Annotated in this window: 10 protein-coding genes and 3 tRNA genes; 12 read left to right on the forward strand and 1 reads right to left on the reverse strand. The window is 65.0% G+C overall.

Annotated features, from left to right (window positions below):
• The first annotated feature begins 25 nt into the window (after positions 1-25).
• The 9 genes from ACT7B3_RS02480 (at position 26) to ACT7B3_RS02520 (ending at position 7,328) form a co-directional block, all read left to right on the forward strand.
• Positions 26-544, forward strand: coding sequence for a CinA family protein (locus ACT7B3_RS02480; protein ID WP_445156739.1), 519 nt, complete (start codon positions 26-28; stop codon positions 542-544).
• Positions 545-678: 134 nt separating this feature from the next.
• On the forward strand, positions 679-1,740 hold the full coding sequence (recA, locus tag ACT7B3_RS02485; RefSeq protein ID WP_444678493.1) for a recombinase RecA: 1,062 nt from the start codon (positions 679-681) through the stop codon (positions 1,738-1,740).
• A gap of 2 nt (positions 1,741-1,742) precedes the next feature.
• Complete coding sequence (locus ACT7B3_RS02490) at positions 1,743-2,231, forward strand: regulatory protein RecX (protein ID WP_445156740.1); 489 nt, start codon at positions 1,743-1,745, stop codon at positions 2,229-2,231.
• A 244-nt stretch (positions 2,232-2,475) separates the two neighbouring features.
• Entirely contained in the window at positions 2,476-5,085 is a 2,610-nt protein-coding gene (gene alaS, locus ACT7B3_RS02495) for an alanine--tRNA ligase (RefSeq protein WP_445156741.1), read from the forward strand.
• 101 nt (positions 5,086-5,186) lie between these two features.
• Positions 5,187-6,437, forward strand: a complete 1,251-nt coding sequence (locus ACT7B3_RS02500; RefSeq protein ID WP_445156742.1) for an aspartate kinase — start codon at positions 5,187-5,189, stop codon at positions 6,435-6,437.
• A gap of 226 nt (positions 6,438-6,663) precedes the next feature.
• Positions 6,664-6,864 (forward strand): carbon storage regulator CsrA, encoded by a 201-nt coding sequence (gene csrA / locus ACT7B3_RS02505; protein ID WP_444678489.1) that lies wholly within the window; start codon positions 6,664-6,666, stop codon positions 6,862-6,864.
• Between the two features lie 97 nt (positions 6,865-6,961).
• Positions 6,962-7,054 (forward strand) — tRNA-Ser (locus ACT7B3_RS02510).
• Positions 7,055-7,083: 29 nt separating this feature from the next.
• A tRNA-Arg gene (locus tag ACT7B3_RS02515) sits at positions 7,084-7,160 on the forward strand.
• 91 nt (positions 7,161-7,251) lie between these two features.
• Positions 7,252-7,328: transfer RNA gene (locus ACT7B3_RS02520), tRNA-Arg, on the forward strand.
• 281 nt (positions 7,329-7,609) lie between these two features.
• Here the strand turns inward: ACT7B3_RS02520 and ACT7B3_RS02525 are convergent.
• Positions 7,610-8,578, reverse strand: coding sequence for a tRNA dihydrouridine synthase (locus tag ACT7B3_RS02525; RefSeq protein WP_445156743.1), 969 nt, complete (start codon positions 8,576-8,578; stop codon positions 7,610-7,612).
• Positions 8,579-8,748: 170 nt separating this feature from the next.
• On the opposite strand from ACT7B3_RS02525, the gene ACT7B3_RS02530 reads away from it, so the two are divergent.
• From ACT7B3_RS02530 to ACT7B3_RS02540, 3 genes are all read left to right on the forward strand, one after another.
• On the forward strand, positions 8,749-8,991 hold the full coding sequence (locus ACT7B3_RS02530) for an OadG family protein (RefSeq protein ID WP_445156744.1): 243 nt from the start codon (positions 8,749-8,751) through the stop codon (positions 8,989-8,991).
• A 63-nt stretch (positions 8,992-9,054) separates the two neighbouring features.
• Complete coding sequence (gene oadA / locus ACT7B3_RS02535; RefSeq protein ID WP_445156745.1) at positions 9,055-10,887, forward strand: sodium-extruding oxaloacetate decarboxylase subunit alpha; 1,833 nt, start codon at positions 9,055-9,057, stop codon at positions 10,885-10,887.
• 11 nt (positions 10,888-10,898) lie between these two features.
• On the forward strand, positions 10,899-12,221 hold the full coding sequence (locus ACT7B3_RS02540; protein ID WP_445156746.1) for a sodium ion-translocating decarboxylase subunit beta: 1,323 nt from the start codon (positions 10,899-10,901) through the stop codon (positions 12,219-12,221).
• Positions 12,222-12,262 lie beyond the last annotated feature (41 nt).

Below are 12,262 nucleotides of genomic sequence, written 5' to 3' on the forward strand. Positions count from 1 at the left end.
GCCACATCTTCTGCAGGAGCCTCCGATGCCTCACAGTGCCGCCAGCCTGGCCAATCTCGATCTCATCACCCTCGCCGAGCGCCTCGGCAGGCGTTGCCGCGAGCGTAGCCTCACGATCACGGCGGCCGAGTCCTGTACCGGCGGGGGCGTGGCCAGCGCCATCACCGCGGTGGCCGGCAGTTCCGCCTACTTCGAGACGGGCTATGTCACCTATTCGAACGGGGCCAAGACGCGCCTGCTCGGCGTTGCTGACGACCTGCTCGAGCGCCATGGCGCCGTCAGCCGTGAAGTGGTGGAGGCCATGGTGGCAGGCGCCTGCCGCGACAGTGGTGCCAGCCTCGGCGTGGCGGTCAGCGGCGTGGCCGGGCCCGACGGCGGTTCGCCGGACAAGCCGGTGGGTACCGTGTGGCTGGCCTGGGGCAATGCGGCGCAGCAGCAGGCCGAGCGCTTCCAGTTCCCGGGAGATCGCCGTGCGGTGCGCGAGCGAGCGGTGCGTGCGGCCCTTGTCGGCTTGATCCGCTACCTGGAAGCGCATCAGCAATAGCGTCATGGGCTAGTCGAGCGAGACTTTTTTCGCCATACTACTGGCCAATCATACAGTGTTAGGGCCTGCGTCTCGGCGGCCCACCCCATCTTCGTTTGCCCGGCAAACGTGAAGCGTTCTGCGAGGAGAGCCTCATGGCACAGGATGAAAACCGCTCCAAGGCATTGAATGCCGCCCTTTCCCAGATCGAGCGCCAGTTCGGCAAGGGAACCGTGATGCGCCTGGGCGATGCGCCGCGGGTGGTCATGCCCTCGGTCTCCACCGGCTCGCTGGGGCTCGATATCGCGCTCGGCATCGGCGGCCTGCCCTATGGCCGTGTCGTCGAGATCTTCGGTCCGGAATCTTCGGGCAAGACCACGCTGACCCTGTCGGTCATTGCCGAGGCGCAGAAGCAGGGCAAGACCTGCGCTTTCATCGACGCCGAGCACGCCCTCGACCCGAGCTACGCCGAGAAGCTCGGCGTCAATCTCGACGACCTGCTGGTCTCGCAGCCCGACACCGGCGAGCAGGCGCTGGAGATCTGCGACATGCTGGTGCGCTCTGGCGGCGTCGACGTGATCATCATCGACTCGGTGGCGGCGCTCACCCCGCGCGCCGAGATCGAGGGCGAGATGGGCGACTCCCACGTCGGCCTGCAGGCACGCCTGATGTCCCAGGCGCTGCGCAAGATCACCGGCCACATCAAGAACGCCAACTGCCTGGTGGTCTTCATCAACCAGATCCGCATGAAGATCGGCGTGATGTTCGGCAGCCCCGAGACCACTACCGGCGGCAACGCGCTCAAGTTTTACGCCAGCGTACGCCTCGACATTCGCCGTACCGGCTCGGTCAAGCAGGGCGACGAGGTGACCGGTAACGAGACGCGGGTCAAGGTGGTCAAGAACAAGGTGGCGCCGCCGTTCCGCCAGGCCGAGTTCCAGATTCTCTACGGCAAGGGCATCTACCACGCCGGCGAGGTGATCGACCTTGGCGTACAGTGCAACCTGGTCGACAAGGCCGGGGCCTGGTACAGCTACAAGGGCAACAAGATCGGCCAGGGCAAGGCCAATGCCGCCCAGTTCCTCGAGGACAACCCAGCGGTGATGGAGGAGATCGAGAGCCAGATCCGCGCCCAGCTGCTGGTGACCGCAGCGCCGAAGGAGGAGCCGAGCGAGCCGGCCGCCGCCGACGTCGAGCGTGAGGACGACCTGCTGTAGGCATGCGCGAACCTTCGGCAAACGCACCGACATCGTCCCCCCGAGACGATGCCATTCGCCTATTGGCTCGCCGCGACTATGCGCGCGGCGAGCTGTGCGAACGCCTGGTGGCCAAGGGGCATCCGATGGAGGCCGTCGCAGCGTGCCTGGACGAGCTGGCCGAACAGGGGCTGCAGTCCGATGCGCGCTTTGCGGCACTCTTTCTGCGCTCGCGCGTAGCGCGCGGCCAGGGTCCGTTGAAGATCCGCGTCGAGCTTGAGCGGCGCGGTGTTGATCGTGATCTGATTGCCGCGACGCTGGCCGAGGCCGAGCGGGAAGGCGAGGTCGACTGGTTTGCCCTGGCGGCCGAGACGCTGGCCAGGCGCTTCTCCCACCCTGATGTCTCCCCGCGCGAGCGCGCCCGGCGCGAGCGCTTCCTCGTGTCTCGCGGCTTCAGCTTCGATCACCTGCGGCATGCCCTGGCGCATGCCTGGGATGCCGACACCGGCTGACCCGGCCAGAGCAATGAACTTCACCATCGCGCGTGTCGTGCTCCTGGCTCCCGCTTTCCTGCCCTCCTTGCGCAGTGAACTCGGCGGCGCCCCTTTAGTCGCTTGACAACTGCGCTATAATGCATCCCTTTGCGAACGCCCTGGGTGGCATTCTCGATGCCCCAGGCGCGTGTTTTCGGCCCTGCTCAACGGAGTCGAGCGCGCCTGACCATCGGGTCACCACGCTCATCGCCACGGATATCCCATGAAAAGCGCAGACATCAGACAAGCCTTTCTGACCTACTTCGAGGAGCATGGCCACACCGTCGTTCCTTCGAGCTCCCTGGTGCCGGGCAACGACCCGACGCTGCTGTTTACCAATGCCGGGATGGTGCCGTTCAAGGACGTCTTCCTCGGCCGTGATCCGCGCCCCTACGTGCGCGCAGCCTCGTCGCAGCGCTGCGTACGCGCCGGCGGCAAGCACAACGACCTGGACAACGTCGGCTACACCGCGCGTCACCACACCTTCTTCGAGATGCTGGGCAACTTCAGCTTCGGTGACTATTTCAAGCGCGATGCGATCCGCTTTGCCTGGGTGTTCCTCACCGAGGTGCTGCAGCTGCCCAAGGAGAAACTATGGGTGACGGTGCACGTCAGCGATGACGAGGCGGAGGCGATCTGGAAGGAGGAGATGGGCATCGACCCGGCGCGCTTCTCCAAGCTCGACGAAGACAACTTCTGGCAGATGGGCGATACCGGCCCCTGCGGGCCCAGCTCTGAGATCTTTTACGATCACGGCCCCGAAGTGTGGGGCGGCCCGCCTGGAAGCCCCGAGGAGGACGGCGATCGCTACATCGAGATCTGGAACCTCGTCTTCATGCAGTTCGACCGCGATGCGGCCGGCAACCTCAACCCGCTGCCTAAGCCCTCGATCGATACCGGCATGGGGCTGGAGCGGATTGCAGCGGTCATGCAGGGCGTGCACTCGAACTACGAAATCGACCTGTTCCAGAGCCTGCTGGCAGCGGCCGCGCAGCGTACCGGCCACCAGGACACGGCGAACCCGTCGCTGCGAGTGATCGCCGACCATATCCGCTCCTGCGCCTTTCTCATTGCCGACGGGGTGATGCCCTCCAACGAGGGGCGTGGCTACGTGCTGCGTCGGATCATCCGTCGCGCCATCCGCCACGGCCACAAGCTTGGTGCCAAGGAGCCGTTCTTCCACAAGCTGGTGGGCGCCCTCGATGCCGAGATGGGGGCTGCCTATCCGGAGCTGCGCGAAGCCCGCCACCAGATCGAGCTCATCCTGCTGAAGGAGGAGGAGCAGTTCGCGCGCACCCTCGAGCACGGCATGAGCCTGCTCGAAGCTGCGCTGGCCGAGCTCGAGGGCGAGGTGCTGCCCGGCGAGACGGTGTTCAAGCTGTACGACACTTACGGCTTCCCCTACGACCTGACCGCCGACGTCTGCCGTGAACGCGGCGTGACGCTGGATGCGGCAGGCTTCGAGCGCGAACTCGAGGCGCAGCGCGAGCGGGCGCGGGCCGCCAGCCAGTTCGGCGCCGACTACCACGCCGCGCTGGAGCTTGACGGCGAGACCGCCTTTACCGGCTACGAGGTCCTCGAGGGACAGGCCAGCGTGACCGCCATCGTTGATCGCGAGGGCAATGCGCTGGTGGCGCTCGAGCCCGAGCAGCGCGGCATCGTGGTGCTCGACCGTACGCCGTTCTATGGTGAATCGGGCGGCCAGGTGGGCGACACCGGCTACCTGCTGTTGGACAGCGGACGCTTCCTGGTCACCGACACCCAAAAGCAGGGCGGCCACCACCTGCACCATGGCGTGCTGCTCGAGGGTAGTCTTCGCGTGGGGGCCGAGGTGCGTCCCCAGGTCGACGCTGCGCTGCGGGGCGCCACCATCCGCAACCACTCCGCCACCCACCTGATGCACAAGGCGCTGCGCCTGGTGCTGGGCGATCACGTGCAGCAGAAGGGCTCGCTGGTCACGCCGGAGCGGCTGCGCTTCGACTTCAGCCACTTCGAAGCGATGACGCCAGAGCAGCTCGCCGAGGTGGAGCGCCTGGTCAACGCGCAGATCCTGGCCAATGCGCCGACCCGCATCGAGCAGATGACCCTCGACCAGGCCAAGGCCAAGGGCGCGGCGGCGCTGTTCGAAGCCAAGTACGCCGACAGCGTGCGGGTGCTGACCATCGGCGCCGATGACTTCTCGATCGAGCTGTGCGGCGGCACCCACGTGGCCCGCAGCGGCGACATTGGCTGCTTCCACATCGTCACCGAGCAGGGCATTGCCGCAGGCGTGCGTCGTATCGAGGCGATCACCGGCGAGGGTGCGCTGGCCTACTTCCGTGAGCAGGAAGCGCGGGTCATGCGTCTTGGTGAGCGTCTCAAGGCCAGGCCTGAGCAGGTGGAGGAGCGCGTCGAGTCGCTGGTGGAGCGTAACCGCGCTCTGGAGAAGGAGCTCGAACGACTCAAGGCCAAGCTGGCCAGCGCTGCCGGGAGTGATATGCTCGGTCAGGCTCACGACGTGGCCGGGGTCAAGGTGCTGGCCACGCGGCTGGAAGGCGTCTCTGCCAAGGAGCTGCGCGGCGTGCTCGACCAGCTGAAGCACAAGCTCGGCTCGGGTGTGGTAGTGCTGGGCGTGGCGGATCGTGAGGCCGGCAAGGTCAGCCTGATCGCTGGCGTCACCGACGACCTCACCGGGCGCGTCAAGGCCGGCGAACTGGTCAACCACGTGGCCTCTCAGGTAGGCGGCAAGGGCGGCGGACGTGCGGACATGGCCCAGGCCGGCGGCAGCGATGCCGCGGCACTGCCGGGAGCGCTGGCGAGCGTTCCCGCCTGGGTCGAACAGCAGCTTCTGTAACAGGTACGGGGCCGGCGACAGCAATGTTTCCGGCCCTTGCGCTTGTAGCGAATTTCACTCATCCGAGCGTGACCCGCTCGACAAGCGAGGGAAAACCGTAGATGGCACTTTACGTACAGAAATTCGGCGGTACCTCGGTGGGCTCCGTGGAGCGCATCAAGGCCGTGGCCGAAAAGGTCAAAGGATTCCGCGATGCCGGCCACCAGGTGGTCGTCGTGGTATCTGCCATGAGTGGCGAGACCAACCGACTGATCGGCCTGGCCAACGAGATCAGCGACGAGCCCACGCCGCGCGAGATGGACATGCTGGTCTCCACCGGCGAGCAGGTCACCATCTCCCTGCTGGCTCTAGCGCTGCACAAGCTGGGCGTGCCGGCGACTTCCTATACCGGTTCCCAGGTGGGCATTCTCACTGACAGCGCCCACACCAAGGCCCGCATCCAGCGCATCGAGACCGATGAGATGCGCGAAGACCTCGATGAGGGCAAGGTGGTCGTAGTTGCCGGCTTCCAGGGTGTCGACGAGGAGGGCAACATCACGACCCTCGGTCGCGGTGGCTCCGACACCACCGGCGTGGCGCTGGCGGCAGCGCTTGGCGCCGACGAGTGCCAGATCTACACCGATGTGGACGGCGTCTACACCACCGACCCACGCGTCTGCTCCAAGGCGCAGCGCCTCGATACCATCACCGTCGAGGAGATGCTTGAGCTGGCGAGTCTTGGCTCCAAGGTGCTGCAGATTCGCTCGGTAGAGTTCGCCGGCAAGTACAATGTCCCGCTGCGCGTGCTGTCCAGCTTCGAGGATGGCCCCGGCACCCTGATCGTTGCTGAATCCGACCAAGATGAGGACTCCATGGAAGAACCGCTGATCTCCGGTATCGCCTTCACCGCCAACGAGGCCAAGCTGACCCTGCTCAACACGCCGGACGTACCGGGTGTGGCATCGCGTATTCTCGGCCCCATCGCAGATGCGAATATCGAAGTCGACATGATCGTGCAGAACGTGGCGCCGACAGGTGACTACACCGACTTTACCTTCACCGTGGCCAAGGGTGACTACAAGAAGACGCTCAAGATTCTTGAAGAGCAGGTTATCCCGGACCTTGGCGGCGGTGAGATCAACGGCGATGACAATATTGCCAAGGTTTCGCTGGTAGGCGTCGGCATGCGCTCCCATGCCGGTGTGGCGTCAAAGATGTTCCGCGTCCTGGCCGACGAGAATATCAATATCCGCATGGTTTCCACCTCGGAAATCAAGATCTCGGTGGTCATCGACGAGAAGCAGATGGAACTTGCTGTACGTGCCCTGCATACCGCTTTCGGTTTGGATAAAAGCGATATCGAAAGTGAATAGGGAAAAAAGACAACTTACAAGATAAGACGACTGACACGGCTTGCATCTCCTACCCTACAGGGGAGCTGTAACAAGCACGAGCGTGCTCACCTGTAGTGCAAGCGTATCTTAAGTGATACGGTTAGGTGGTGCGCCGTGGCACTTTGTTACATAATGGATGCAAAGTTGTAGTACTGATGGAGTCAGTACGCATTCCGTTGCCAGTCGTCTGAGAAGGAGATCAGTCATGCTCATCCTGACCCGCCGAGTCGGAGAAACCTTGATGATCGGTGATGACATCACCGTCACCGTCCTTGGCGTCAAGGGCAACCAGGTCCGTATCGGCGTCAACGCGCCCAAGGATGTCGCCGTACATCGCGAGGAAATCTATCAGCGTATCCAGCGCGAGAAGTCCGATGGAGAAGGAGGGAGTGGTTCCGGAGCCTGACGCCACGGTTGGGGCCATCTGTCCAGCGCAAAATAAATAGCTGAATGCACTGGACAATGGAGGGCTGAGGCGATAGGATGTGCGCCGTGTCGATGAGGGAGAGGTGGCCGAGTGGCTGAAGGCGCTCCCCTGCTAAGGGAGTATGGGGTTTATAGCCCCATCGAGGGTTCGAATCCCTCCCTCTCCGCCATGCGGCACGCGACACCAAGCAAGTATGATGCGCCCGTAGCTCAGCTGGATAGAGTACCTGACTACGAATCAGGTGGTCGGAGGTTCGAATCCTCCCGGGCGCGCCAAGCTGAAGTCGAAGCAAGATGTCGATATGAAGCTAGCTGCTTGGGAACGCCAAATAGGCAAGTTAGAAAAAACGGCTCAGCCGTACCTTAAGCGCCCGTAGCTCAGCTGGATAGAGTACCTGACTACGAATCAGGTGGTCGGAGGTTCGAATCCTCCCGGGCGCGCCAGTTTCAGACCCGTCCTCGTCAGAGGGCGGGTTTTCTGTCTGTAGGCTGCTGTTGGCGCATGGCGCTGCCATGCGCGCTTCGCTTTGGCTGGCTGCAGTGGCACGCCTGGCGTGTGTCGACTGCGCGATCGTTTGGGCGCCCATCGTTGCGATGGGCGCCTTCTTTTTGCCTTGCTTTCCTTTCCTATCCTTCTCTGGCTCTGTGCTCAGCGGCGTAACCCGTGGCCCACCGGCCTGGACTCTGGGCGGCGTCGTGGGTGCCTGGAGGGGCGTCAGGCGGGTTCAGGCGGGTTCAGACACGTTCGCGGCTGGCGCTGCCTGTCGGTCGCAGTGAAGCCCTTCGAGCAGCTGGTCGAGGTCGTTGATGCGCTTCACGCTGTGAAAGCGCTGCCTGGCATCGTCGCTGCCCTGCTGCATGTGATGAAGCCACTGCTTGACCAGGGAGGTGACGATTCTGTCGGGTAGCGTGCGGCGCTGCACGCTGGCGAACTCCGTCAGGATGTCGGCGCGTGCCTGCCAGGGGGTCTCGGGGAGTCGGTTGCCGGTGCTTTGCCAGTGGCGAATGCGAGGCGCAAGCCCTGGGTCGGCCAGGGCGCCGCGCCCCAGCATCACATCCTGGCAGCCTGACAGGGTCCTGGCTTTCCAGTAGTCCTCCAGCGTCCAGATCTCGCCGTTGGCAACGATCGGGATGCGCAGCCGGCAGCGAATACGGCCGATCCACTCCCAGTGGGCCGGAGGGCGGTAGCCTTCGTCGCGGGTGCGGGCATGCACGGTCAGCTGTGCTGCGCCGCCATCCTCGGCCGCCATGGCGCAGGCCAGCGCTAGACGGCGGTCGGCGAAGCCCAGGCGAATCTTGGCTGTCACCGGCACGCTGCCCTCTACCGCACGGTACACGGCGGCCACGGCCGCCTGTACGCGACTGGGGTTGCGCAGCAGGGAGGCGCCACCGTCGTGACGGTTCACCAGCTTGGCTGGGCAGCCGAAGTTGAGGTCGATGGCGCTGGCGCCCAGTTCGACCGCCTGGCGTGCATTGGCCGCCAGCGCGATCGGGTCGCTGCCCAATAGCTGCAGCGCTACCGGAACACCGGAAGGCGTGGATGGCGGGCAGTCGAGCAGTTCGGGGCAGTGCTTGTGAAAGACGCGGGGCGGCAGGCGAGCGTCGACCACCCGCACGAACTCAGTGACGGCCCAGTCGAACCCGGGTTGGCGCGTCAATAGATCGCGGGTGAGGGCATCGATGACGCCTTCCATGGGAGCAAGGCCGATCCGACCTTTTTGTAGTAAAACAACAACGCTGGCTTCCACCATATCGCACTTGCAATAATTCCAGAGTGTGGCAGTTTATAGGACAATTTGAAACGCTTCTCACCCTTTTAGCTTCAGGATGCTGACAAAAAAGAGAAGCTTTGAGGAGAAACGCTATGCAGGACACGCAGCTTCTGCAGGACGGCCTGGCCCTGATGGGGGTCGGCATGGGCTTCGTTTTTGTTTTTCTTACCGCGCTGGTGCTGGCCACGACCCTGATGTCGTTGGTAGTACGCCGCCTGGCGCCGACGCCGGTGCCCGCACCGTCGGCGCCCCGGCCCGCGGCCGACAAGGGGGATGAGGCCGAGCTGCTTGCCGTCATCAGCGCCGCCGTGCACCGCTATCGCCGCCGGCGCTGAGCGGTCAGCGCCAGCCGTCGGCGCCATCTTACACCCAAAACTATTAGCCATGGGATCATCCTCATGAGTGAGACCAAACGTCCGCTGGGCATCACCGACGTCGTGCTCCGCGACGCCCATCAGTCCCTGTTCGCCACCCGCCTGCGCCTCGATGACATGCTGCCGATCGCCGAGAAACTCGACAAGGTGGGTTTCTGGTCGCTGGAGTCCTGGGGCGGGGCCACCTTCGACGCCTGTATCCGCTACCTCGGCGAGGATCCGTGGGAGCGGATACGGGCGTTGAAGGAGGCGATGCCCAACACCCCCCAGCAGATGCTGCTGCGCGGCCAGAACCTGCTCGGCTACCGCCACTACGCCGATGACGTGGTCGACCGCTTCGTCGAGCGGGCCAAGACCAACGGCGTCGACGTGTTCCGCGTGTTCGATGCCATGAACGACCCGCGCAACCTCGAGCGTGCCATCCGCGCGGTGCGTCAGGTGGGCGGGCACGCCCAGGGCACCATCTCCTATACCGTGAGCCCGGTGCACACCCTGGACAGCTGGGTCGAATTGGCCGAGACCATCGCCGCCATGGGCGCCGATTCGCTGGCGATCAAGGACATGGCAGGCCTGCTGGCCCCCTACGATGCCTACGAGCTGGTCACGCGGCTGAAGAAATCGCTGTCGATTCCCATCCACATGCAGTGCCACGCTACCACCGGGATGTCCACCGCCACCATCCTCAAGGCGGTCGAGGCCGGGATCGACAACGTCGACACGGCCATCTCCTCGATGTCGATGACCTACGGCCACAGCCCCACCGAGTCGGTGGTGGCGATCCTCAAGGGCACCGAGCGCGACACCCACCTCGACCTCGAACTGCTCGAGGACATCGCCGGCTACTTCCGCGAGGTGCGCAAGAAGTACGCCGCCTTCGAAGGTTCGCTCAAGGGCATCGACTCGCGCATCTTGGTCGCCCAGGTGCCGGGCGGCATGCTCACCAACATGGAGAGCCAGCTCAAGGAGCAGGGCGCCGGCGACAGGCTCGACGACGTGCTGGCCGAGATTCCCCGCGTGCGCGAGGACCTGGGCTTCATCCCGCTGGTCACCCCCACCTCGCAGATCGTCGGCACCCAGGCGGTGATGAACGTGATGCTGGGCGAGCGCTACAAGTCGATCTCCAAGGAGGTGCAGGCGCTGCTCAAGGGCGAGTATGGCGCCGCGCCGGCTCCCTTCGACAAGGCGCTGCAGAATCGCGTGCTGGAGGGCGGCGAGCCGATCACCTGTCGCCCCGCCGACCTGCTCGAGCCCGAGATGGAGCGCCTGGCTGTCGAACTCAAGGAGAAGGCCAAGACCGACGGTATCCGCCTCGCTGAGGGTGAGCGCGAGATCGACGACGTGCTCACCTACGCGCTGTTCCCGCAGATCGGGCTCAAGTTCCTCAAGCATCGCGACAACCCTGATGCCTTCGAGCCCGTGCCCCAGGCGCCGGGCAAGGAAGAGGCCGATGCCACCCTGCCGGCGAAGGCGGGCGCCAAGCTGCCCGCGACTCCGGCTGCCGTGCCCGCCGGCCCCGAGACCTATACCGTCAAGGTCAACGGCAAGCAGTACGTGGTCGAAGTCGCCGAAGGCGGCGAGATCGGCGCCGTGAGCGAATCCACCGCCACGCCCGCCGCTCAGCCTGCCGCCGGCGCTGCGGCACCGACCGGCGAGACCATTGCTGCACCGCTGGCCGGCAACATCTTCAAGGTCAACGTGCGCCCGGGGGATACGGTCGAGGCGGGCGATGTGGTGATCATCCTCGAAGCCATGAAGATGGAAACCGAGGTGCGCGCCGCCAGCGCCGGTACGGTCTCGGCGGTCAAGGTCAGCGAAGGGGACAGCGTCTCCGTCGGTGACCCCCTGATCGTGCTGTAAGGACCACTTCCATGGAAAAGTTATTGACGCTATGGGAGGGGTCGGGTCTCTACAACCTGACCCTGGGCCAGGCGGTGATGATCGCCGTAGGGCTGGTGCTGCTCTATCTCGCCATTCACAAGAAGTTCGAACCGCTGCTGCTGGTGCCGATCGGCTTCGGCGGGATACTGGCCAACATCCCCGAGGCGGGCCTGGCGATCTCGGCGCTGGACCAGGCCATCGAGGTGGCGCGCCCAGCGGTGCTGCAGCAGATCGCCGCGGCGCTGGGGGCCACCCTCGATCCGCTGGCCGGTGACGAGGCCTGGCGCAACACCCTCAAGGCACTGCTCGACAACGGCGTCGCGCCGGATCAGCTGCGTGCCGCCCGCGACATCGCCATCAACGTCGGCTATGGCGACGGCCTGCTGTATGTCTTCTACAGCCTGGCCGTGACGTCGGGCATCGCCCCGCTGCTGATCTTCATGGGCGTGGGTGCCATGACCGACTTCGGCCCGCTGCTGGCCAACCCGCGCACGCTGTTTCTCGGCGCGGCGGCCCAGTTCGGTATCTTCGCCACCCTGTTCGGGGCGGTGGCCATGTCGACGCTGGGCTGGATGGACTTCTCCATCGAGCAGGCGGCGGCCATCGGCATCATCGGCGGCGCCGACGGCCCCACCTCGATCTACGTCTCGAGCGTGCTGGCTCCCGAGCTGCTGGGTGCCATCGCCGTGGCAGCCTACGCTTACATGGCGCTGGTGCCGATGATCCAGCCGCCGATCATGCGGCTGCTGACCACCCGCAAGGAGCGCGCCATCACCATGACGCAGCTGCGGCCGGTCTCAAAGCTGGAGAAGATCGCCTTTCCCGTGCTGCTGCTGTTGCTGGTGGCGCTGTTCCTGCCCGATGCCGCCCCGCTGCTGGGCATGTTCTGCTTCGGCAACCTGATGCGCGAGTGCGGCGTGGTCGAGCGACTGACCGATACCGCGCAGAATGCCCTGATCAACATCGTCACCATCGTGCTGGGGCTGGCCGTGGGCTCGCGGCTGATGGCCGAAAGCTTCCTGGCCCTGGAGACGCTGGGCATCATGGCGCTGGGCATGGTGGCGTTCGCCATCGGCACGGCGGCGGGGGTACTGATGGCCAAGCTGATGAACCTGGTGAGCCGCATGCCGATCAACCCGCTGATCGGCGCGGCCGGGGTCTCGGCGGTACCGATGGCCGCCCGGGTGGCGAACAAGGTGGGGCTGGAGTCGAACCCGCACAACTTCCTGCTGATGCACGCCATGGGGCCCAACGTGGCGGGCGTGATCGGTTCGGCGGTGGCGGCGGGGGTGATGATCAAGTACCTGGGCTGATAGCCAGGAATACCAAGAGCCCGCCGGCGCGTGCCGGCGGG

The sequence above is a fragment of the Halomonas sp. E14 genome (assembly GCF_052568415.1).

Coding starts and splice junctions, on each gene's coding strand:
- ACT7B3_RS02525 (WP_445156743.1), bottom strand. CDS start 8,578: ATGGAAGGCGTCATCGATGCCCTCACCCGCGATCTATTGACGCGCCAA.
- ACT7B3_RS02530 (WP_445156744.1), top strand. CDS start 8,749: ATGCAGGACACGCAGCTTCTGCAGGACGGCCTGGCCCTGATGGGGGTC.
- ACT7B3_RS02480 (WP_445156739.1), top strand. CDS start 26: ATGCCTCACAGTGCCGCCAGCCTGGCCAATCTCGATCTCATCACCCTC.
- oadA (WP_445156745.1), top strand. CDS start 9,055: ATGAGTGAGACCAAACGTCCGCTGGGCATCACCGACGTCGTGCTCCGC.
- alaS (WP_445156741.1), top strand. CDS start 2,476: ATGAAAAGCGCAGACATCAGACAAGCCTTTCTGACCTACTTCGAGGAG.
- recA (WP_444678493.1), top strand. CDS start 679: ATGGCACAGGATGAAAACCGCTCCAAGGCATTGAATGCCGCCCTTTCC.
- csrA (WP_444678489.1), top strand. CDS start 6,664: ATGCTCATCCTGACCCGCCGAGTCGGAGAAACCTTGATGATCGGTGAT.
- ACT7B3_RS02490 (WP_445156740.1), top strand. CDS start 1,743: ATGCGCGAACCTTCGGCAAACGCACCGACATCGTCCCCCCGAGACGAT.
- ACT7B3_RS02500 (WP_445156742.1), top strand. CDS start 5,187: ATGGCACTTTACGTACAGAAATTCGGCGGTACCTCGGTGGGCTCCGTG.
- ACT7B3_RS02540 (WP_445156746.1), top strand. CDS start 10,899: ATGGAAAAGTTATTGACGCTATGGGAGGGGTCGGGTCTCTACAACCTG.